Annotated in this window: 25 protein-coding genes; 13 read left to right on the forward strand and 12 right to left on the reverse strand. The window is 52.4% G+C overall.

The window, feature by feature from the left end; genetic code table 11:
* The first annotated feature begins 138 nt into the window (after positions 1-138).
* From ACPGUT_RS12945 to ACPGUT_RS12975, 7 genes are all read left to right on the forward strand, one after another.
* A complete protein-coding gene (locus tag ACPGUT_RS12945; RefSeq protein ID WP_423992032.1) occupies positions 139-453 on the forward strand; it encodes an ArsR/SmtB family transcription factor in 315 nt (104 codons plus the stop codon).
* A 56-nt stretch (positions 454-509) separates the two neighbouring features.
* Positions 510-950, forward strand: coding sequence for a TerB family tellurite resistance protein (locus tag ACPGUT_RS12950; protein WP_423992034.1), 441 nt, complete (start codon positions 510-512; stop codon positions 948-950).
* Positions 951-1088: 138 nt separating this feature from the next.
* Positions 1089-1901, forward strand: a complete 813-nt coding sequence (locus ACPGUT_RS12955; RefSeq protein WP_423992036.1) for an ABC transporter ATP-binding protein — start codon at positions 1089-1091, stop codon at positions 1899-1901.
* A 30-nt stretch (positions 1902-1931) separates the two neighbouring features.
* Positions 1932-2654, forward strand: a complete 723-nt coding sequence (locus tag ACPGUT_RS12960) for a transporter substrate-binding domain-containing protein (RefSeq protein WP_423992038.1) — start codon at positions 1932-1934, stop codon at positions 2652-2654.
* 105 nt (positions 2655-2759) lie between these two features.
* Positions 2760-3641: an ABC transporter permease gene (locus ACPGUT_RS12965; protein ID WP_423992040.1), complete on the forward strand. Its 882-nt coding sequence runs from the start codon at positions 2760-2762 to the stop codon at positions 3639-3641.
* Entirely contained in the window at positions 3638-4477 is an 840-nt protein-coding gene (locus tag ACPGUT_RS12970; protein ID WP_423992042.1) for an ABC transporter permease, read from the forward strand. Before ACPGUT_RS12965 ends, ACPGUT_RS12970 begins: the two co-directional genes overlap by 4 nt.
* 135 nt (positions 4478-4612) lie before the next feature.
* Positions 4613-5815, forward strand: coding sequence for a DegT/DnrJ/EryC1/StrS family aminotransferase (locus ACPGUT_RS12975; protein ID WP_423992044.1), 1203 nt, complete (start codon positions 4613-4615; stop codon positions 5813-5815).
* A 134-nt stretch (positions 5816-5949) separates the two neighbouring features.
* Here ACPGUT_RS12975 and ACPGUT_RS12980 read toward each other — a convergent pair whose 3' ends face one another.
* The 4 genes from ACPGUT_RS12980 to ACPGUT_RS12995 form a co-directional block, all read right to left on the reverse strand.
* On the reverse strand, positions 5950-6924 hold the full coding sequence (locus tag ACPGUT_RS12980) for a LysR family transcriptional regulator (RefSeq protein WP_423992046.1): 975 nt from the start codon (positions 6922-6924) through the stop codon (positions 5950-5952).
* Between the two features lie 18 nt (positions 6925-6942).
* Positions 6943-7488, reverse strand: coding sequence for a polyhydroxyalkanoate synthesis repressor PhaR (phaR, locus tag ACPGUT_RS12985; RefSeq protein ID WP_423992048.1), 546 nt, complete (start codon positions 7486-7488; stop codon positions 6943-6945).
* Positions 7489-7655: 167 nt separating this feature from the next.
* Positions 7656-8096 carry a phasin, PhaP gene (locus ACPGUT_RS12990; RefSeq protein ID WP_423992050.1) on the reverse strand — a complete coding sequence of 147 codons (441 nt, stop codon included), beginning with the start codon at positions 8094-8096 and terminating at the stop codon, positions 7656-7658.
* Between the two features lie 131 nt (positions 8097-8227).
* Positions 8228-10033, reverse strand: a complete 1806-nt coding sequence (locus tag ACPGUT_RS12995) for a PHA/PHB synthase family protein (protein WP_423992052.1) — start codon at positions 10031-10033, stop codon at positions 8228-8230.
* A gap of 134 nt (positions 10034-10167) precedes the next feature.
* Here ACPGUT_RS12995 and phaZ point away from each other — a divergent pair, with 134 nt between their 5' ends.
* Entirely contained in the window at positions 10168-11457 is a 1290-nt protein-coding gene (gene phaZ, locus ACPGUT_RS13000) for a polyhydroxyalkanoate depolymerase (protein ID WP_423992054.1), read from the forward strand.
* Here phaZ and ACPGUT_RS13005 read toward each other — a convergent pair whose 3' ends face one another.
* The 7 genes from ACPGUT_RS13005 to ACPGUT_RS13035 form a co-directional block, all read right to left on the reverse strand.
* Positions 11458-12156: an alpha/beta fold hydrolase gene (locus ACPGUT_RS13005; protein WP_423992056.1), complete on the reverse strand. Its 699-nt coding sequence runs from the start codon at positions 12154-12156 to the stop codon at positions 11458-11460. It lies immediately after the preceding gene.
* Positions 12157-12340: 184 nt separating this feature from the next.
* A complete protein-coding gene (locus ACPGUT_RS13010) occupies positions 12341-12601 on the reverse strand; it encodes a hypothetical protein (RefSeq protein WP_423992058.1) in 261 nt (86 codons plus the stop codon).
* 86 nt (positions 12602-12687) lie between these two features.
* Positions 12688-13122 (reverse strand): VOC family protein, encoded by a 435-nt coding sequence (locus tag ACPGUT_RS13015; protein ID WP_423992060.1) that lies wholly within the window; start codon positions 13120-13122, stop codon positions 12688-12690.
* Positions 13123-13164: 42 nt separating this feature from the next.
* Positions 13165-14154: an alpha/beta hydrolase gene (locus ACPGUT_RS13020; RefSeq protein WP_423992062.1), complete on the reverse strand. Its 990-nt coding sequence runs from the start codon at positions 14152-14154 to the stop codon at positions 13165-13167.
* Complete coding sequence (locus tag ACPGUT_RS13025) at positions 14147-14896, reverse strand: alpha/beta fold hydrolase (protein ID WP_423992064.1); 750 nt, start codon at positions 14894-14896, stop codon at positions 14147-14149. Before ACPGUT_RS13025 ends, ACPGUT_RS13020 begins: the two co-directional genes overlap by 8 nt.
* A 112-nt stretch (positions 14897-15008) precedes the next feature.
* A complete protein-coding gene (locus ACPGUT_RS13030; RefSeq protein ID WP_423992066.1) occupies positions 15009-15134 on the reverse strand; it encodes a hypothetical protein in 126 nt (41 codons plus the stop codon).
* Positions 15135-15198: 64 nt separating this feature from the next.
* The gene (locus tag ACPGUT_RS13035) at positions 15199-16773 is read right to left on the reverse strand and encodes a Hint domain-containing protein (RefSeq protein ID WP_423992068.1); all 1575 of its coding nucleotides are present in this window, start codon (positions 16771-16773) and stop codon (positions 15199-15201) included.
* Positions 16774-17025: 252 nt separating this feature from the next.
* Between ACPGUT_RS13035 and thrS the strand changes: the two genes are divergently transcribed.
* From thrS to ACPGUT_RS13060, 5 genes are all read left to right on the forward strand, one after another.
* The gene (gene thrS / locus ACPGUT_RS13040) at positions 17026-18975 is read left to right on the forward strand and encodes a threonine--tRNA ligase (protein ID WP_423992070.1); all 1950 of its coding nucleotides are present in this window, start codon (positions 17026-17028) and stop codon (positions 18973-18975) included.
* 227 nt (positions 18976-19202) lie between these two features.
* A complete protein-coding gene (locus ACPGUT_RS13045) occupies positions 19203-19511 on the forward strand; it encodes a DUF2282 domain-containing protein (RefSeq protein WP_423992071.1) in 309 nt (102 codons plus the stop codon).
* A gap of 148 nt (positions 19512-19659) precedes the next feature.
* Positions 19660-20532 carry a DUF692 domain-containing protein gene (locus ACPGUT_RS13050; protein WP_423992073.1) on the forward strand — a complete coding sequence of 291 codons (873 nt, stop codon included), beginning with the start codon at positions 19660-19662 and terminating at the stop codon, positions 20530-20532.
* The gene (locus ACPGUT_RS13055; protein ID WP_423992075.1) at positions 20529-21284 is read left to right on the forward strand and encodes a DNA-binding domain-containing protein; all 756 of its coding nucleotides are present in this window, start codon (positions 20529-20531) and stop codon (positions 21282-21284) included. Before ACPGUT_RS13050 ends, ACPGUT_RS13055 begins: the two co-directional genes overlap by 4 nt.
* A 4-nt stretch (positions 21285-21288) precedes the next feature.
* A complete protein-coding gene (locus tag ACPGUT_RS13060) occupies positions 21289-21843 on the forward strand; it encodes a DoxX family membrane protein (protein WP_423992077.1) in 555 nt (184 codons plus the stop codon).
* A gap of 26 nt (positions 21844-21869) precedes the next feature.
* Here ACPGUT_RS13060 and ACPGUT_RS13065 read toward each other — a convergent pair whose 3' ends face one another.
* Positions 21870-22196 (reverse strand): arsenate reductase family protein, encoded by a 327-nt coding sequence (locus tag ACPGUT_RS13065; RefSeq protein ID WP_423992079.1) that lies wholly within the window; start codon positions 22194-22196, stop codon positions 21870-21872.
* Positions 22197-22281: the final 85 nt, after the last annotated feature.

The following is a 22281-nucleotide window of genomic DNA, read 5'->3' on the forward strand; positions in this document are numbered from 1 at the left end:
GGTTTTCCGGTTTTCCGGTTTTCCGGTTTTCCGGTTTTCCGGTGAAAATGGTCTTTACATACTGACTTACAAGCATTTTTTCCAATTCATCACTCTTTAACCTAAATCAATCATTTTTAGAACAAAAGGAGATCGTTTATGGAAAAAACAGAGAATGAAAACATCGCAACCTGTTTGCGTGCCCTTTCCCACCCGCGGCGGATGCGCATCTTCCGCCTTCTCACAGAAACCGCGGGCAGTGAGTTGAACTTTCAACAGATTCAAAATCACACCCAAATGTGTCGCAGCTCCCTCATCCATCATCTGCGTGAAATGGAACGTGACTGGCTTCTGACACGAAAACGCAGAGGCCCACAAACTTACTACCGTTTGTCCGCAGAATCTCTTTTGCATTCAATGGATCTCATTTCCGAAATCCTAACCCAACGATATCACACCGCACACGCGGCCTAACGCCGACAAACGCCCCACCGATTGCAGTTCAGAATTTCCATGACTATATCAATGTCATGTTTGCAGATCTCTTGCGCCGGATGACGGCCCCCGCCCCTGCCCCGCTTTCTGACCCTGACGCTCGGCTTGCCCTTGCGGCCCTCTTGGTGCGTGTCGCACGCAGCGATGGTTATTATGCAGACAGCGAAGCACAGACAATCACACAGCTTCTGTCTGATCGCTACGCACTGGATATCACCGCCGCGCGGGATTTACGCAAAAACGCCGAAACCCTCGAAAGCGAAGCCCCGGACACCGTACGTTTCACCCGTGCGATCAAAGATGCAGTGGCGCATGAAAAACGCCTGTCTGTTCTCGAGGCTCTCTGGAGCGTCGCCCTTGCGGATGGGGAACGTGATGCCGGGGAAGACAGCCAGTTGCGCCTGATGTCAAATCTTCTTGGCCTCAGCGATGTCGACTCTGCCCGTGCCCGACAAAAAGCAACACAATCCCTGTAAATCCTGCATTTTGGTCAATTTATTCCTCTCTTTGCGCAAAACTCATGCATGACTGACGGATTCGGCGTTGCATTCAGTCAAATTTTGGGGACTACTTCCCTGCAATCAAAAAGACTGCTGCCAACAGAGAACCATAACGTGAATCAGACCCATACCACTGAGGGCGCGCAGGCACCCGCCGCCGCTGAACCCGTCATTGAAATCCGCGACCTGCATAAAGCCTATGGTCAGCTGGAGGTCATTAAAGGTGTCGATATTCACGCAAACCGGGGGGATGTTGTTTCCCTGATCGGGTCTTCCGGTTCCGGAAAATCCACCATTCTACGGTGCTGCAACCTGCTTGAAGACAGCCAACAGGGCGAAATTCTGTTCTGCGGCGATCCTGTTCAATGGAAAGGCGAAGGCCACGCCCGTCGCCCAGCCAACAAAGACCAGGTTCGCGAAATGCGCACCAATCTATCCATGGTATTCCAGCAGTTTAACCTCTGGTCCCATATGACAATCTTGCAAAACGTCATGGAAGCCCCGTTAACGGTTCTGGGCCGTGACAAGGACGAAGTCGAAGCATCCGCCCGCAAATATCTTGAAAAAGTGGGCATCGGCGACAAATGTGATGCCTGGCCCGCACAGCTTTCCGGTGGCCAACAGCAACGCGCCGCAATCGCACGTGCCCTTTGCATGGAACCCAAAGCCCTTTTGTTTGACGAACCCACTTCTGCACTTGATCCAGAACTGGAACAAGAAGTTGTCAAAGTCATCAAAGCCCTGGCCGAAGAAGGCCGCACCATGTTGATCGTGACACATGACATGAAAATGGCCCATGATGTGTCCGACCACGTGGTCTTCCTGCATCAGGGCCGCATTGAAGAACAAGGCGCACCTGCTGAACTCTTCAAAAATCCAAAAACCGAACGTCTGCAACAGTTCCTAAGCGCAACGACTGCAGACTAACAATAACGCGCTTAAACTCGGGAGAGAGAAATGAAAAAACTGATCCTGTCCGCTGCGACACTGGCCCTGATGGCTGGTATGGGTGTTGCCGACACTGTTCGTCTGGGCACTGAGGGCGCATACCCTCCATATAACTTCATCGACGACAACGGCGAAATCGCAGGTTTTGAACGTGAAGTCGGCGACGAGCTGTGCAAACGCGCCGAACTGGATTGTGAGTGGGTCACAAATGAATGGGATTCCATCATTCCAAACCTCGTGTCCGGCAACTACGATGCAATCATCGCAGGCATGTCCATCACTGCGGAACGTGACGAAGTGATTGATTTCACTCAGAACTACACACCTCCTTCAGCATCCGCTTACATGGGCGCATCTGACGACATCGATCTGTCCACAGCTGTCATCGCAGCACAGGCAGCGACGATTCAGGCGGCGCATGTTGCTGAATCCGGTGCAACATTGGTTGAATTCGCAACCCCTGACGAAACCGTTGCTGCGGTGAAAAACGGCGAAGTTGACGCTGTATTCGCGGACGAAGACTATGTGAAACCAATCGCGGCTGAATCCGGTGGTGAACTGACACTTGTTGGCGATCTCGTGCCACTGGGCGGCGGCATCGGCATGGGCCTGCGTGAATCAGACGGCGAACTGCGCGCAAAGTTCGATGCTGCGATCCAGACCATGAAAGACGACGGCACCCTGAACGCACTGATCACTCAGTACTTCGGTGACGAAGCGCAAACATTCTGATTTGCACCTAACGATTGGGGAAGGCCACATGGGCCTTCCCTTTTTTGAACGTCCCCGTTTCGCAAACGCCCAGACCGTTCTTTAGCTCCGACCCATGGCACCCTGATGTTTTCTTACTGCTCTGACCCCTCTGCGATCGAAGGCTGGGCCTGGATCAGTTGTTATATGACAACGACCAAGCACCTGACCGCCTTCTCGTCGATCTTCACCGTCCTGCTTTTGCTGGCAATCACGGCCCCGGTCGCGTTGCTGTTCGGCTTTGCCGGTGCCACGGCTGCACGATCCCATGTTGCGCCCCTGCGCTGGCTGGGGAAATCCTATTCAGCCATCGTGCGCGGCGTACCAGATATCGCATTCTTCCTGTTTTTCGTCATTGCACTGGATCAGGGCATCGAATGGCTGCGCCACCAGGTGAAATGCCCCGACTGGCCCGATGCCATTCGTCAGGGCAATGATTTTGTCGTCTGTAGTGCCGCGAAAATGCCCCTGTCAGAAGCCTCTGCCTTTGTGCATCAAAGCTATGGGTTCTCTCTTGCTGTTCTGACATTTGCCATTGTTTTCGGCGCCTTCGCAGCCAACGTCCTTTTTGGGGCAATGGGGGCCGTACCCCGTGCCCAGATGGAAACCGGCGAAGCCTATGGCATGTCTCATCGCCAAACCTTCTGGCGCATTCTTGTGCCACAGATGTGGGTTTACGCCCTGCCAGGCCTGTCAAACCTCTGGATGATCCTGATCAAAGCCACCCCCTTGCTGTTCTTGTTGGGGGTGCGCGATGTGGTCTACTGGGCCAAAGAACTTGGCGGTCTGAAGACCAACGCCTTCGCCTATCCGCATCCCGACTGGCGCCTGTGGTACTTCCTGGGCCTCCTGGTGTTCTACCTCGCCCTGACAAAAATCAGTGAAATCATCCTTGATCGCGTGATGGCACGCCTGACCCATGGCCAGGCCACCGCCGGGGGCGAAGCCGCAAGAAAGGCCGCATCATGAGCTGCTGGGAAACTGTTCAAAGCTATGCTTTCCGTTCGCTGGGCTATGGCGAACGCCTGTTGCCACGGTCCGATTTCACCCTATGCGATCAGTTCACCCTGATCGGATCTGGCATGATTTGGAATATCTACTTCGGCATTCTCGCCCTGTTTTTCGGGTTCTTCCTGTCCACAGCGGTTGCGCTGGGAAAATTCAGCAGCAACCCTTGGTTTCGCAAACCCGCCGAAATCTTCGTCTTTATCTTCCGTGGGTCCCCTCTGTTTATCCAATTCTTTCTGGCCTACGAAACCTTCGTGCTTTTGCCGAAAATTGGCATGGACCTAAACCTTGGCTTCACCGAAATCACCGTCGAAACCCGCTGGCTGACCAAAGCTTGGATGGGCGCGCTGATTGTGCTGTTTTTGAACACATCCGCCTATGCGGGCGAAATCTTCTATGGCGCCCTGAAATCCATCCCAAAAGGCGATATCGAAGCCGCCGACGCCTATGGCCTGTCCGGCTGGACCCGCTTTCGCCGCATCATTTTCCCAACCATGCTGCGCCTTGGCTGGCCAGGCTACACCAACGAAGCCATCTTCATGTTTCACGCCACCACGCTTGTGTTTTTCTCAAGCTTCCCAGCTTGGCGTCAACAGGGCGATGCGCTGTATTACGCCAGCTATTTCGCGGACAAAACGTTCAACCCCTTTGTCCCCTACCCGATCTTGGCGTTTTACTTCATCCTGCTGACCCTCTGCGTCATTGGAATTTACGGCGCGATCAACAAAAGATTGAACCGGCACCTGCCGTCAAACAGCCGTCAGAAAATCAAATACCGCCCAAAACTGATCCGCTAAGCAGAAAACGGCCCAAAAGACACAAAGCCGCAGGGGAATGAACCCTTCTGCGGCTTTTTCTATGGATTTTTGCCTTCACCACACTTACTGTTTTTCTTAAGTTAGAATTCAGAAATTCCAAAAAGGGTGACGATCATGAAAGACACAACCGTTCAGGCCCCAAACGTTTACAACGCCGAACCCATCCCCGAAGCCGCCCGCGCTGAAATCGACCGTCTTCTGAAATCCGGCGATCTGTTCCGCTATACAGCGCTTGAAAATTCACCGGTTGCCCTGCTTGAACAGGAATTCGCTGACTTCATGGGCACAAAATATGCCCTGGCCGTGTCCTCCTGCTCCGCCGCTTTATTCCTCTCTCTCAAGGCCTTGCAACTGCCCCGCGATGCCCGGGTGCTGATCCCGGCTTTCACATTCGCCGCTGTGCCCTCCGCGGTTGTGCACGCTGAATGCAAACCTATCCTTGTCGAAGTTGGCGCGAACTACCGCGTGAACATCGACGATTTCAAAGCCAAACTGACCCCGGATACCAAAGCCGTCATCATCAGCCATATGCGCGGGCATACCTCTGATATGGATGCGATTATGGAACTCTGCGATGCTGCAGATATCCCGGTCATTGAAGATGCGGCGCATTCCCTTGGCACACTTTGGAATGGCACCAAAATCGGCACCATCGGCAAGATCGGCTGTTTCTCTTTCCAGTCCTACAAGCTGATCAACGCGGGCGAAGGTGGCATTCTTGTCACCGACGACGCCGATCTTGTGGCCCAGGCTGTCATCATGTCCGGCGCCTATGAACATAACTGGAAAAAACACCCGGTTCTGCATGATGCGTTTGAAAAATGGCAGAACAAATTGCCGCTGTATAACCTGCGCATGCAGAACCTGTCTGCCGCTGTCATCCGTCCGCAAATCAACGAAGTGCCACGCCGCGTAAAAGATGGGCGTGAGAACCACGATTATGTGGCAGATGGTCTGAACCAATCCGCATGGCTTGATGTGCCCCCACCGCTTGCACCAGAACTGCGCGCGCCGGATTCCATTCAGTTTAACCTGGTCGATTTCACCGCTGAGGAAACGCAGGCCTATGTCGAAGCGGCATCATCTGAAGGCATCGCTGTGCAAGTCTTTGGCACCACAAAAAACAACGCCCGTGCGTTCTGGAACTGGCAATTTATCGATGATCAGGGCGAACTGCCCATGACCCGCGATATGTTGATGAGCGCCTGTGACGTGCGCCTGCCAGCCCGCCTAAAGCGGGAAGAACTGGACTATATCACATCCGCTTTGGTGCGCGCGGCAGAGGCTGTAAAATCCAACGCCCAGAAAGTCGCCTGACGCAATGCTGCACTGCGGCGTAGCGCAGCATTGCTGCGCCGCAGAGATCCTTAATACACTGTTAGGGGTACAGAACGCCTGATATGCATAACATATGCATAACATGTGCATGCTCTGTGCATCGGATAATCACCCTACAAAAGCCGCAGGGAATCCCCAAGCCAAGGCATATGCAGACGCGCCTGTTCAATGGTCAATTGCTGCAGCAATCCACGTAATCTTTCCGCCACCTGCCCCGGCATATCGCCAAGGACATCCTGTCTTGCATGCAGCGAAATCGTGCGCGAAAGCGGCGCAAAGGGCAGCGGAAACAGATCCACCCCATCATGAAATCGTTGTGCCCGTAAGAACCCCAGCGGTGTCAAAATCGTCCACCCCGCCCCTTGTGCAACCATCGCCATAATTGCATGGTAACTGTCCAGCTCAAACCGATGCGAAAGTCGCAGGTTCTGACGTGCAAGATGCGCCGAAATTTGGCGGCCCATCACGTGGCGCGGCGTATATTGAATAAGGGGAAGATCCCCCAAAGCATCAATAAAATCAGAACCTTCCAACCCTTTTGCCACTTTCGATTTTGGCACTGCTGCAATGAATGGTTCTTCCATCAACGGATGCACTTCCATCCAGCTGGCCGCCGCCCCCATGTCCGCAGCAACGATCACATCTAATGCTCTGGAATCCAGCAGATCGAACAGCTTGTGGCTTGCGCCGGTTTCCAAGAGAAACTGACAATGTGACAGATCAGATGCCATATCCGACAAAAGCCCAGGCGTCACATCGGCGTCAAAATCTTCAATCATTCCAAGGCGAAAGCTTGTCATGGCGGAATAATCGGATGTCGCAAGCTCGGCTCTTGCCTGCTCTGCTTCATTCTGGATCACCTGCGCTCGGCGACGAAACATCGTGCCGGCCGGCGTTAGGCTGACAGGCCGCGTTGACCGGTTCAAAAGCGTCGCCCCAACCGCAGCTTCAAGCCCGGTCAATTGCTGCGAAACGGCCGATGCGCTGGCCCCAACCCTGCGTGCAGCCGCAGAGATAGACCCCTCATCCGCAGTTGCGATGAAAATCTCTAGGCCCCAAAGGGTTATCTTGCCAGGACTGTCGGGCATCCGTTGCCTTTCAACGGGTTACTTACCCAGTTTGCTCATCATCGCCTGAAGTTCAGCCAGCTGTTCTTTGATCTCTGACAGCTCGCCTTCTTCCTTTGTTTCTTCTGATGCGGCAGGCTTTGCTTCGGCCGCATTGCCTGTCATCGCCTGCATAAATGCTTCCTGCTGGGCCTTCATCATCTCAAAGCCAGGCATATTGGCCAGTGGGTTCATAGACCCCAAATTTTCCATAACCTGAGACTGCCCATCACGCAGCATTTCAAAACTGGATGCCAGAAATTCGGGAACAATGCTTTGCGCCTGGTCCGTGTAGCTGCGGACAAGATCTGTCAAGACATTGATCGGAAGTACATTTTCACCACGGCTTTCACGTTCTGCGATGATCTGCAGAAGATACTGCCGCGTCAGGTCATCACCGCTTTTCAGGTCGATAATCTGCACATCACGTCCAGCCTGAATAAAGCCCGAAATATCTTCAAGCGTCACATAATCGCTGGTTTCGGTGTTATACAGACGCCGGCTGGCGTAGCGCTTAATCAACAATGGCTTGGCAGTCTGACCCACGTTTTTCCCCTTTTACGTTCCACCGGCCCTTATGACGGGCCTTCTGCAGTGCAGAGAAGACTATGCGAGCCACACAGAATTGCAAGAAAAGAAAAAGGCAGCCTGTGTGGGGCTGCCTTCAGTATCCGCGCCAAAGGGAGGAGGAACTGGCGCAAATATATAAGAATTTACTTAGAAGCGGCTTTCGCAGCCTTCGCAACTTCGTCAGTTGCTTTTTTAACCGCAGCAGATGCGCCTTCACCAGCTTCTTTGCCAGCCGCCATCATCAGTTCAACAGTTTCCATCTGAACTTTTTTCGCAACTTCAGCAAAAGCAGCCATGTTTTCAGACGCCAGCTCAGCAGACGCAGACGCGAAATCAGTTACGGATTTACCGTAATCTGCAGGGTCAGCCTTAGCAGCAGAAACGTCGCCCGCTTTGGTCAGGGCCTGAGTTGTCCACTTGTTGGAAATCTCAGCGGATTTCTCGGCAGCGGACAGCGCCACTTTGGACATTTTTTCTGCGAAATCAGCGTTGTTTTTGAACGCAGTTTCAAAAGCAGATGTGTCCATTGGGAATTTACCCATGAAATCCTGCATGGTCTTGGTGAAATCTTGTGTCTTAGCCATTTTATCAGCTCCAGGTTTGCGGGTCTGAGAGAGAAAAGATCACCCGCCGAATAATGTTTACAGGGGGTATATAAATGCTGCATCGCAGCAATTCAAGCATTATTCTGCACTGCAGCAAAAACTTAGCAATTCTAGGCGTGCACTTTCACATATGTGCCGGGCGCTGGGGTCAGCGAAGGATAGGATTCACTACCTGGATTACGCGCAGGCACTTGCTTTGAAAGCGCTTTTCCGGATTTCTCATCCAACCATTCAGCCCAGTGTGGCCACCAGCTTCCTTCATTATACTTAGCCCCGGCAAGCCAGTCTTCCGCTTTACCACGCGGAGCTCCATTCAGATAATGGCCGTATTTTTTCTTGCTGGGTGGGTTCACAATCCCCGCAATATGTCCGGATTCGGAAAGGATGAAACTTTTGTCTTTCGAACCAAATTCCCGGAAACCATTGAAACAACTTTTCCAGGCCGCGATATGATCCGTTTCACAGGCCACGGCACACAATGGCAGTTTCACGTCTTTCAGCGAAACCGTTTCACCACAGATTTCAAAGACACCTTCAGCCAGTTCATTGCGCTGACACAAGCCCCGCAGATATTCCACAGTCATACGCCCGGGAAGATTGGTGCTGTCACCATTCCAATATAACAAATCAAACGCAGGGGGCGCCTCGCCCATCATGTAGCTTTTGATCGCCGGCGTGTAGACCAGATCATTGGCACGAAGATAGGAAAACGTGCGCGACATAAAGTATGATTTCAGAATGCCATCACTACAGATCTGGGCCTCAATGCCGTCTACAAAATCGTCACCAAGGAAGACTGAAAATTCCCCCTGATCAGAAAAATCAGTCATCGTCGTAAAGAATGTCGCTGATTTAACCGTCTTATCACCACGTTTCTGCATCAGGGCCAAAGTAAGCGTCAGAACCGTACCTGCGACGCAATATCCGACCGCATTCAACTGTTTTTCACCGGTGATTTCTTTCACCGCGTTCATCGCCTCGTAGTAACCTTCTTCAATATATGTATCGAGACCAACATCCGCGAAATCTTCTGTTGGGTTGACCCAACTGACCACGAAAACCGTGTACCCTTGATCAACCGCCCATTGGATAAGGGAATTTTTCGGTTTTAAATCAAGGATATAATATTTATTAATCCATGGAGGGAAGATCAGCAGAGGGATCTTATGAACTGTTTCCGTGGTTGGTGCGAACTGGATCAGTTCCAGCATGCGGTTGCGATACACGACCTCACCCTTGGCCGTTGCAATGTTCTTGCCCACTTCAAACGCTTCGCGATCCGCAAGGGATACAAGCAGGTCACCATCCCGATCTTCCATGTCACGCACAAGATTTTCAAGGCCATCCAGCAGGCTTTGCCCTTGGGTCTCAACAGCACGTTGCAATGCCTCTGGATTGGTACCCAGGAAATTTGTAGGCGCAAGCATATCGATGATCTGATTTGTGAAGAACTCCAGACGTTTCTGATCCCCCTCACCCAGACCATCCGTATCAGCAATCATCTGGCGCAACATATCAGAATTCATCTGATACTGTTGCTTCACAAAGTTGAACCAAGGGTTTTCAGTCCATGCGTCACTTGCGAACCGGCGATCCTTTACTTGATCATCACTGGGCGCATGGCCTTCAGCAGCGGCTTTTTGCGCATCCATGAAATGCGCAACGGACCGTGACCAGTAACCAGCCTGATGTTCAAAAATCTTAGTCGGGTTAGACATCATTTCGGCCATATAGCCGGACATAGCCTTTGAATAAATGTCTTTGCCGGGCCCTTCCAGCGCAGGGTTCATGGGCGTTTTGTGGGAATAACTGGTCATAAGGCGTTGCGACAGAGCTTCTACACGGGCAAGATTTTCCGCGAATTGATCTGTCATTTCCGGATCAGAATTGTCAATTTTGTGATCTTCGGTTGTCATACGCTTTTTTCCACACTACCTTCGCTGCTATGCAGCATCTTTTCTGAACTGTTAATAAACAAACAGAGAAATGTTGCAGCAGTATTACAATTCCATTTCTGCATCGCAGAAATCTCAGTCACGGGAAGAACAGAATGCGGTATATGGCAACCTACGACCTGATGGAAACCATGCGTAACACCAACCAGTGGTTGGGTGCATCGGCGCTGGCAATGGCCTCATACCCCGCTGTCGGAATGTTCCCCCATCCCTTCTTTAACGTGATGGCGGCCTGGGGTGAAGTCACTGAACGCAGTTTTGCGCGAATGGTGGCAAAACCAGACTGGAATCTTCATGCCGTTGTTGGGGTCGACGGTCAGGATCACCTGGTCGAAGTTGAAACCGAAGTCGAGCGCCCCTTTGGTGATCTGATCCGTTTCCATGTCCTGGGTCGCGAAGATATGAAACGCCGCGTTCTGCTGGTCGCCCCTATGTCCGGCCACTATGCAACTCTGCTGCGCTCAACCGTGCAAAGTCTTTTGGAAGACTGCGAGGTTTGGGTCACAGACTGGCACAATGCGCGCGACATTCCAGTGTCCACCGGCAAATTCGACGTCGAAGACTATACACTTTATCTGGCAGACTTCATGAAACATTTGGGGTCAGACCTGCATGTGATCGCTGTTTGTCAGCCCGTTCCGCTGACATTGGCTGCAACCGCCTATCTGGCGCAGGAAGATCCAAAATCTCAGCCAAAATCCCTGACCTTGGTCGGTGGCCCCGTTGACCCGGACGCCGCCCCAACAGAAGTCACTGACTTTGGCCGCCGCGTGACCATGGGACAGCTGGAAGAAACCGTTATCCAGCAAGTTGGCGCAAAATACGCCGGATGTGGTCGTATGGTTTATCCGGGCTTACTGCAACTGCAAAGCTTCATGTCTATGAATTCTGAAAAGCATGGCAAGGCCTTCATGGAACAAGTCATGCGCGTGGCCCGTGGCGAAGCCCAAGAACATGACAAGCATAACCGTTTTTACGATGAATATCTGGCAGTTATGGACATGACGGCTGAATTTTACCTGTCCACGGTAGAACGTGTCTTTAAAGGCCGTGAAATCGCGCAGAACATCTTCACAATCGAAGGCAAACCGGTTGATATCGGTGCGATCTCGACTGTCGCGGTTAAAACGGTTGAGGGCAGTAAAGACGATATATCCGCCCCGGGCCAATGCATCGCTGCGCTGGATCTTCTGACGGGCCTGCCGGACAGCAAAAAAGCCTCTCATGTGGAAGAAGGTGCTGGTCACTACGGGATTTTCGCAGGCAAAAGCTGGCGCAATAATATCCGGCCGCTTGTGATGGACTTCATTGATGCCAATTCCGGCCCCGTTTCGACACGCGGCACGGGCAAGAAGAAACGCAAGGCCCCTGCCAAAAAATCTTGATCAGTCGCGCTGCAGCCACGCCTGCAGTGCTTCGGTCACCATATCAGCGGCCTCGACCATAGGAAGATGCCCTGCGTTGGGCAGAATTTTCAGTTCTGAATTCCGGGTCAGCGCGGCGATAAAATCATGGCGCGCTGGCGTGGTCAGGCGATCATGTTCGCCCCCCAACGCAAGCACAGGTATCTGTGTCGTACGTAGGGTTTTCTGCTGATCTGGACGAGATTGCATCGCACGGGACTGGCGTATAAAGACCTCAGGCCCAAGCCGTTGCGCCATGGTCATCATCAACTGCATAATCTGGGGGCGCGCAGGGCCGTCAAAGAAATACTCTTCCCGCAGGGTGTCAGCCAGGACATCAGCAAAACGCCCAGCCTGCGCACGCACGATTTGGGGTTCACGTTCTGCGGCCTGCATCGGTGTTTCCGTGGCGGCAGTTGTTGAAATCAAGGCAAGGCGCGTTACCCGTTCCGGGGCCTGACGCAGCACTTCCATCGCAACAACACCGCCCATGGAATGACCTACAAGCGCGAAGTTCCGAGGGGCAGATGACAGAATATCAGCGGCCATATCCCGGATCGTATCCGCTTGTGCCACAGATGCAATCTGAACAGAGCGGGTTTTCGTCAACTCGACAATTTGCGGCATAAACACGCGCGCGTCACTCATCATGCCAGGAACCAAAATAAGGGGTTCAGACATGTGTTTCTCCATCGGATAAGGGGGCAGCATTTCGCAGCTTGTTCTCAGAAACCCGGTTACAGGAACATGCGGTCCGCGCCTATATCAAGCACACAGTGGCCCTGGTTTTTGACCTGCCTGTGGTATTCCGGCCATTTTCGCTTTGGCTCTGGAAAGGCCACCGGACAAATGATCCCCGTAATATTTACTCAAAGACTGCGGCCTTTTCCTGTCGCAACACTTTCAATCCGGCATCAATCATAGGCGTTTGCACCCAGTAAATCGATAAAACAGCTCCCAGAGGAATAACAAGCAGCATAACCAGAATAACCACAGCAAGACGGAACCAATAGGTATTGCCCATTTCTTGGCGTCCAAGCTTGCCAATTGTCCGGATAAGTGCCCGTTTTTCTTTGCCCTTCAGTTCTGCAACCTCAGGGATCTTGTTCATTGTCCAGTAAGCCATTTTTCACATATACCATCTAAAACTCAGCACTATCCGAGAGAACATCTCTGTCGATCAAATTGCTCTTGGGAATCGCCTGTGCGCAACTATGGTGCCACACCATTCCATTGAAATTCCCCATTTTCCCCGAGACCCGAAAACGGATTATGGGCGATCTCCCAGACATGGCCATCGGGATCTGCGAAGTAACCATGATGACCACCCCAGAACACATCTTGCGCTTCTTTTAGGATCTTGCCGCCCGCATCGCGTACACGGTTTAGAAAAGGGGCGACCTCTTCTTTACTGCGCAGATTATGGGCAAAGGTAACACCGGAAAATCCTCCGATATCAGCGACATCCATACCAAGTTCATCCGCAAGTGCGGCTTTTGGGTACAGACCCAGCGTCTGACCAATCAAATCAAACGCAATAACCCCATCCGGGCTGTCAACACGCGCCCACCCCAAAGCTTCATAGAAACTGGCGGCGCGATCCATGTCGTCAACCGCAAGAGTGATCAAACTTATGCGTTGTTCCATTACGAATGCTCCCATCTAGCAATGTTCACATCCTGTTCATACTCACTCTAGGCCGTCAAGCCAGGTCACCACCTGTCGCACCACGACCCCTGTCATGCCTGGTGACAGGACCGTTCCGGCGATCACATGCTCATATGGATCATTGCCCTCTGATACATCCTGTTGTGCGATTTCAGAAACCCCGCCCCAGGCAGCAGCAATGCGGCGGGTTTCACGATGATCAATCACCTGGTCCCCATCCGAAAAAACCCACAGCGCAGGCGTATCTGTCTGACTGAAATCGCGCCCTGCGGCCTCTTTCACAGCGGCCGCCATCGGAAGAAGAGCCGCGGAAGGATAGCTGTTGTTCCAATATGTTGCATGCGCTTCGCTCTGAATCTCAAAACTCAGGGTTTCACCAACAAGATATGGCAAATACCAACGCGCACCACCCTGTGTCAAAAGCGGTGCAGCGAATGAATTAAGGGCGAAGTTCGGAGAAAAATACACCGTCGCTTTGACCCGCGCCATAAGATCAGCTTGCTGATCTGTCGCAGCCAGCGCCACAAGTGTTCCACCTGTGGAATTTGAGATGATGACCGCCTCATCCCCCACCACGCGCGCCACCGCCAGGGCCTCTGCCAGATCATCGTACCAATCCTGGGCGGACACTGCGGCAAGCGCAGCATCACTGCGCCCGTGACCAGCAAGACGGGTATATACAAGATTGGCACTCAGATGATCTGCGATCATGTCTGGGACCGGGCGAATTTCTTCAGATGTCGCCGAAAACCCATGGATAAACACAACGGAATACGCGGTCTTCACACCCTCGGCACCAGCCCAGAGTATACGCTTTTCAGCACCCGCTGTGATATCGCTGAACTGCGCCTCTTGAGATGCGTAATAGGCCGCAGCATCGTCCCCGATCACAGATGGATCAAAGCGCGCAGTTACCTCTCCCGTCTCTTTTGGACCGAAGATAAACAATGCAGCAACACCCAGGATCATCAACAGTAAAACACGCCCCAGCGCCTTACCAAAGCTACGCATTTGCCAGATCCGTGATCTCTGAAACCGCCGTTTCAATCAGGCGAAGGCAGATGTCGTCGGAAAAACGATGATCCGCATCTTTGACCAGCTGCAATTGCATATCCGGGCTTTGGGCGTGTTCCAGCAAACGCACGGCCGTTTCTGTGCTGACGGCGGTATCTGCAGTGCCCTGAAGCAGACGCACGGGAAACGGCAGGTTCAGATCATCGCGCAGCACTAGGCGTGTACGCCCGTCTTCAATCATGCGCCGGGTAATGATGTAAGGTTCCATATAATCGGACGGCAATTCAACATAACCCTGTGTGCTTAGCTGTTCTTTCTGCATGTCACTGAACCCGGCCCAGTACCCATCTTCGGTAAAATCCGGGGCGGCGGCAATGCCCACCAATCCCACAATACGTTCTGGCATAGCACGCGCCAAAAGCAATGCCTGCCAGCCCCCCATGGAAGACCCCACAACAATCAACGGGCCAGCTGTTAGAGACGTAACAGCAGAAATTGTGTCCTCATGCCAATCCCCGATACAACCATCTGTAAAGGTTTCCGAGCTTTCGCCATGTCCGGAATAGTCAAACCGAAGAAAGCTTTGCCCGCGCGCCTTGCAGTAGGCTTCCAGATGTATGGCTTTCGTCCCTTCCATGTCGGATTTTAGCCCGCCCAGAAACACCACCGTCGGCCCGTCGCCACCGGTCTTGTGATAGGCAAGTTTGCGCCCCTGATCGGTTTCAAGAAAATTGGTCATGGCTGCCCCTCTACCCCATATGTCTTTTGTTAAGAAGTACCCGATGCTGCGCGCCAGTACACGGGAAATTTCTGTTAAGCTTCGTCCGAATTCCGCGCGCCATTTGCGCAAGCTAAGCCGTATCAGGAATCGCCGCAATTTCCTCTGGGTGTTTCGGAGGGCTGATATCCCCCAGAACAGCATTAAAACCACCTTTGTGTTCCACCGCCATCATCAGAATATCATCGAACTTACGCATCACATACCTCCGCTTAGTATTGTTGGGGCGCATGCTGCTGAATTCAAGCTGGAATGTCGAAGCGTCAGAACAGCAACGCCCGTGCCTCGCGCAGGGTCAAACTGGGCAGGCAGGTGGGACCATAGTTTTTAAAACGGCCGGCAAGTTCTGGAAAGATTTGATGGATCTCATCATTTGACGCATCGTCCCCCACACGCTCCGCCTCGGACCCGGGAAAGAAGCTTTCCGTTGGCATGCCTTCAGAAAAGACCAGTTGATGGCTGTCAAAAAGAATATGAAAATACACCACATCTTCGCGCCCACTGACGTAACACCCCGGCAGGTCGATCAGCGCTTTGGCAGGCACAAAGACATCTGGTTCCCCAAATAACATTTCAGCCCGCGCCCCGCTGACAACACAGCGATGCTGTGGCGAGACCCAGAGATCACGTTCAGGAATCCCAACCCCAAGGGCGTCTTTACCAATGCAAATCGGGCGCAAATGGGGGCGTGTATTCAGAAACGCAGGTTTCAAAATTTTCCGACCTATCCAGCGGATTTTCTGCACGCCGGCATCCCGGGTCACGACGCCATCACCAACCTGAAGGTCTTCAATCAAACGCACGCCCCGGGCCGTTTCAATCTGTGTCCCTTGCAGAAAACAGTGAATTCCGATCGTGGCCAGTTCTTCGGGCGTATCAATGCTTGTGGGATCAACACCCACCAAACGTATGGTTTCCCCATTGGGAAAGGTCAGGATCGATCCGCCTTCCCCATCAGATGTCACTGTGACATCACCGTGACCGACCGTCTGACCAGATCCGTTGTTCAGCCCTGAAACGTCCAGCAGGTCTTCGCCAATGGTGAAATCCTTGATGACATCATTTCCGGATCCATCCGCATAGACAAATGTGTCACTACCGCTGCCGCCCTCAAGATAATCATCATCTGCCCCGCCGATGATCGTGTCGTCACCTTCCTGACCGTAGATCTTGTCATCACCCGAACCGCCATCAAGGGTGTCATTAAAGCTATGCCCGCTGGCTGCAACAGATGCCGGGGTCAGGGAAAACTGGATATTATCAAGAAGTGGCCCAAGACTGTTGTCCTGACTTGCAAGTTCTCTGAAACCAATTGTATCGGTGCCCGACAAACCCGTTAGTGTCAGTGTTGTGGTTGAGAAAAACCCTGTGGAAGATGGGCTGATTGTTGCGATGACCGTGCCGTTATGGGTGACCTCAAAGTCATCGTTTACAGACCCACCTGAACGTGCAGCATGATCAAAGCTCAGGACATATGTAATACCAGTGGCCAGCTCAACATCTGTCTGGACATGATCCAGGCCAGCCGTATTGCCGTCAAGTTCAATAAACGCGGATCCATCAGCCGTTGAAAGCCCAAAAAACCCATCCCCCCAGCGTTCGATCGTGCCGCCTGACCCCGTGTTATACCAGCCAGTGACGGAACCCGAGCTCCAACTGTTGTCGTTCTGATTTGAATCAAGCGGTCCGTTTGCGGCAAACAGAACGTCGCCATGGATGGTGTCATTACCACCGCCCCCGGAGATCGTGTCGTTCCCCTGCTGACCCGCAACAGTGTCGTCCGCACCATCACCCGTCAGGATATCATCACCGGAACCCGGTGTGCCTGTAACCGCCATTTTGCCTCACTCAGAGCGCTCCTGCCGTCGTTTTCCGACGATCCGGCCCCCTCAGATCAAATTAATTCAAATTAATTTATTCGAACAATTATAATTAGACAACATAAATCGCAATTATAGCGTGAAATTGAAAAATTGACTCACCCAGCTTTTCGCAGATTGACAATCATGCCCTCCGGGCGCAAAACATGCTCGAAACATAACCCGCAACCGGGCGTTCCGTGGGCGCCAAACTGACGAGGAGCCTTACAGATGGCCCAAATCTCTCTTACTTTTCCTGATGGCAATGCACGCGAATATGATGCCGGCGTCACCGCCGCAGATGTTGCTGCAAGCATCTCTAATTCTCTGGCGAAAAAAGCGATTTCCGCAACAGTGGACGGTCAGCATTACGACATGCAATGGCCGATCAACAGCGATGCACAAATCGCCATTCACACTATGAAAGATCTGGAACAGGCGGAAGAACTGGTCCGTCACGACTGCGCCCATATCATGGCGCGCGCGGTGCAGGAACTTTGGCCTGACGTGAAAGTCACTATTGGTCCGGTTATCAAAGATGGCTGGTATTATGATTTTGATCGTGAAGAACCATTTTCACCGGAAGATCTTGCACTGATCGAAAAGAAGATGAAGGAAATCATCAACAAACGTGATGCTGTAACCACCGAGATTTGGGAACGTGACCGCGCGGTAAAATTCTATCAGGACAACAATGAACCCTATAAAGTTGAGCTGATTGAAGCCATCCCCGGGGATGAGCCCCTGCGCATGTACTGGCACGGCGACTGGCAGGATCTTTGTCGTGGTCCGCATCTGCAACACACAGGTCAAGTGCCTGGTGACGCATTCAAACTGATGTCTGTAGCCGGCGCTTATTGGCGCGGTGACAGTGATCGCGCCATGCTGCAACGCATTTACGGCGTGGCCTTTACCAATAAAGAAGGTCTGAAAAAACACCTTCACATGCTGGAAGAAGCCGCCAAGCGCGACCACCGTAAACTGGGCAAGGAAATGAACCTGTTCCACATGCAAGAAGAAGCACCTGGCATGGTGTTCTGGCATCCAAATGGCTGGCGCATCTATACCCTGCTTCAGGATTATATGCGTCGTCGTCAGGATAAAGGCGGTTATGTTGAGGTGAACACACCTCAGGTCGTGAACCGCAAATTGTGGGAAGCCTCCGGTCACTGGGATAACTACCAGGAAAACATGTTCATCGTGGAAGTGGACGAAGATCACGCTCGCGAAAAAGCTGTGAACGCGTTGAAACCAATGAACTGCCCTTGCCATATTCAGGTGTTCAACCAGGGCCTTAAATCTTACCGCGATCTGCCCCTGCGCATGGCGGAATTTGGATCTTGTAACCGCTATGAACCCTCTGGCGCGATGCATGGCATCATGCGTGTGCGTGGCTTCACCCAGGATGATGGTCATATTTTCTGCACCGAGGCCCAGGTTGAAGAAGAAACCAAAGTCTTCGTTGATTTCCTTGCTTTGGTTTACAAAGATCTCGGGTTTGAAAACTGGAGCGTGAAACTGTCTACACGCCCTGAAAAGCGCGTTGGTTCCGAAGAAAGCTGGGATCAGGCGGAAGAAGCTTTGGCCAATGGTATCAAAGCCGCTGGTTATGACTTCGAGATCCAGGAAGGCGAAGGCGCATTCTACGGCCCGAAACTGGAATTCGTTCTGACCGATGCGATTGGGCGTGACTGGCAGTGTGGCACTCTGCAAATTGACCCGAACCTGCCGGAACGTCTGGATGCAAGCTATATTGGGGAAGATGGCGCAAAGCACCGCCCTCTGATGTTGCACCGCGCGACTTTGGGATCATTTGAACGTTTCATCGGCATCCTGATCGAAGAACACGCCGGCAAGCTGCCGTTCTGGCTGGCCCCACGTCAGGTTGTTGTCGCATCTATCGTGACCGACGCGAACGACTATGCACAGGAAGTGGTCGCCGCATTGCGCGCCGCGGGCGTACGTGCCGAGGCTGACGTTCGCAATGAAAAGATCAACTACAAGGTCCGCGAGCATTCCCTGGGCAAAGTTCCGGTCATTTTAGCTGTTGGTATGAAAGAGGTCGAAGATCGTACTGTGTCTGCGCGTCGCCTTGGCAGCAAGCAAAGCCAGCTCGTTTCACTGGATGAAATTGTAACAGAACTCACAAAAGAAGCCTGCCCACCTGATCTGCGTGGCTGATTTTTGTAAGAATTGAAACTTTCTGAAGGCCCGGTCGGTAACATTACCCGCCGGGCCTTCTTATTTTATTAGGGTTTCCTGTGTTCTGCTGCTCACATCCCCTGATATTCCCTCACGCAGCCGTGAATGACAGGCTTGTGAGTGGCATGTGTAAACATTCAGGGGTTAGATTTGCTTCATGCCGCAGAGAGTGGCGAACATCAGATTAACGCAGAGGAATTGATCCCATGTCTAACACCGTAAAAACTCTTGCCGTTGCCGGCGCCGTTGCCGCAGCATTGACCGCCACCGCAACAACACAAGCAGCTGCAGCCGGTGGCGAAAAATGCTATGGCGTTTCCCTTGCAGGCGCAAACGACTGTGCAGCTGGCCCGGGCACCACATGTGCAGGCACATCCACTGTTGATTACCAGGGCAACGCTTGGAAAATCGTAGATGCAGGCACCTGCGCTGATATCGAACTTCCGGCACTGGCAGACGGTACCGCACGTATGGGTTCTCTGGAAGAACTCGACCGCGACCTGCCACAGAGCTGATCTCCTCGTCCCTCAGTTCCCTGATCCCGTGTCAGGGAACGTCTACCTCTCGCGGACATATATGTTTTGATATGTTTGCGGGAGGTTTTATACTTCTATACGCTGCAAGATTATCATCTCGCCCGTCGCGGAAACAAACAGGCAGACTATGAACAAATCACTTTCACATCCGTTTCATAAACTGCCCGCGTCCGCAGGTGTTGGCTATAAGCCGCAGCATTTTCAGGCCATTATCGACACCCCAACACCTGTAGAATGGCTGGAAATTCACGCCGAAAACTACATGGGTCAGGGCGGACGCCCCCTCGCACAATTGCGCGCCCTTGCGGAACGGTTTGCCTTTTCAGTGCACGGTGTTGGTCTGTCCATCGGCAGCGAAACGGGCCTAGACCCAGATCACCTGGATCGTCTGAAAACCCTTTGTGACTGGCTGCAACCCGCACAGTTTTCCGAACATCTGGCCTGGTCCACCCATGACAGTCACTTCCTGAACGATCTGCTGCCCCTACCCTATACCGATGACACGCTGACACGCGTAGCCAATCATGTGGATCAAGTTCAGAACCACATCGGTCGTACGATGTTACTGGAGAACCCATCAAGCTATTTGGCCTTTGCGGAAAGCACCTGGGAAGAATTTGATTTCATGTCAGAAATCAGCAAACGCACCGGATGTGGCCTGTTGCTGGACGTCAACAATGTCTTCGTATCGGCCACCAACTTAAACTATGATCCCCGCGCCTATATCGATGCCTTCCCGCTTGATAAAGTTGGCGAAATTCATCTGGGCGGTCATGATGAAGATGAAGACAACGATGGTGCGCCTCTGCTGATCGACAGCCACGGATGCGAAATCGTTGATCCCGTCTGGGCACTGTATGACTACACCATCGCCAAATCTGGCCCACGGCCAACACTGATCGAATGGGATACAGATGTCCCTGAGTGGCCCGTGCTGGCGGATGAAGCAAAACGCGCCCACGCCATACTGAATCCTACGACACAGGCGGCTGCAGAATGAACAGCACAGTCACACAGAATGACTTCGCACATGCGATCCTAACACCCACCGCAGAGGTGCCCAAAGGACTGCGTGATGCCAAGGATGATCCGGCTGGTAAACGTTTTTCCGTTTATCGCAACAACGTCGCAGTATCGCTGACCGAAGCCCTAATCACGGCCTTCCCGGTTGTTACAAAGCTGCTGGGCGAAGACAATTTCCGCATTCTTGCCGGACAGTTTTTGCGGGCCCATCCGCCGTCTTCCCCCATGATGATGCATTATGGTGAAGCTCTTCCGGATTTCCTGCAAGATTTTGAACCCACACAAAAATACGGCTATCTGCCCGATGTTGCTCGGCTAGAGTTGGCCATTCGCGAAAGCTATCACGCGGCAGATACATCTGCTATCTCACCAGAAGATCTGCAGGCTCTTCCTCCGGAAAACCTGATGGCCGCCCGTCTTAAACTTGCCCCATCCGTGCGGCTGATCACATCACAATGGCCAGTATTTCAACTGTGGCAGTTTAATATGACTGGCGGCCCAAAGCCTGAAATGCGCGCGGAAGATGTTCTGATTACCCGCCCCGAATTTGATCCGCAGCCCGTTGCCCTACCCCGTTGTGGTGGCATCTTCCTTGCGTCTTTGATGCGGAACGAAACATTTGGCCAGGCCTTAAGCGCCGCCAGCACACATAACCCCGAATTTGACCTATCCCAATGCCTGGCCGCGCTGCTGGCAGGCAATGCAATTTGTCGTATCACAGAAGGATAAGACCATGACCCCACTGATAAACCTGCATAATTCCGCCTTTGGCCTGGTTCAGAAACTTGCCGGGGAATGGCTGATCCCGACGCTGGCGCGCTTTGCCTTTGTTGCTGTGCTTCTGATGTATTTCTGGAACTCTGCAGTTACAAAACTGGGAGACGGCATTTTCGGCATTCTGTCCCCGTCTTTCGGTGGCTACACTCAGATCTGGCCTCGCGCGATCGAAGCCGCTGGCTATGATCTTGCTGCCATGTCCTGGTTCCAGTGGTTGGTTGTTGTTGCCGGTACGGCTGCGGAATTTATTCTGCCTCTGCTGATCCTGCTGGGCCTGTTCACCCGCCTTGCGGCTGTGGCGATGATCGGTTTTGTATTTATGCAATCCCTGACCGACATTGTGGGCCACCATGCAGATGCAACCACGATTGGGGGCTGGTTCGACCGTATTCATGACAGTCAGATTCTAGATCAACGTCTGTTCTGGATCACCATCCTGATCACTTTGGTGATCAAAGGTGCAGGCCCGTTTTCGTTAGATCGCGTTCTGTCGGGCAAAACATCCACCTGAAACAGATAACAGGGCGCATTTCAGGATCATCCGATCCAATGCGCCCTAACTTTTTCGTTCCAACCCAGTGTCATACTTTCACCATCAACAAGAACCGGGCGTTTCATCACAGTAGGGAATTTCTGGAACATCTCTACATGCGACAATTTTTTCTCTGATTCCGTCATTTCGCGCCAGGTTTTTGACCTTTGGTTCACCAAGTCGCCCCCTAAGGAAGAGTAAAAACTCTCAAATACGCCCATTGCGGGCGGATTTAGGCGAATATCGATGAACTCAACCTCTCGGCCGGAATTTGAAAGTTCTTTCATAGCCTTACGACATGTATCACAGGCTTTGATTCCATATAGTTTCATACGTCTCTCCCGATATATTAACCTTGAATGGAGTTATTGTCAAATCTGGTGTTTGAGGATTGTGGGTCATGCGGCGATCTGGTCT

The organism is Halocynthiibacter sp. (assembly GCF_049608145.1).
GTDB lineage: Bacteria > Pseudomonadota > Alphaproteobacteria > Rhodobacterales > Rhodobacteraceae > Halocynthiibacter.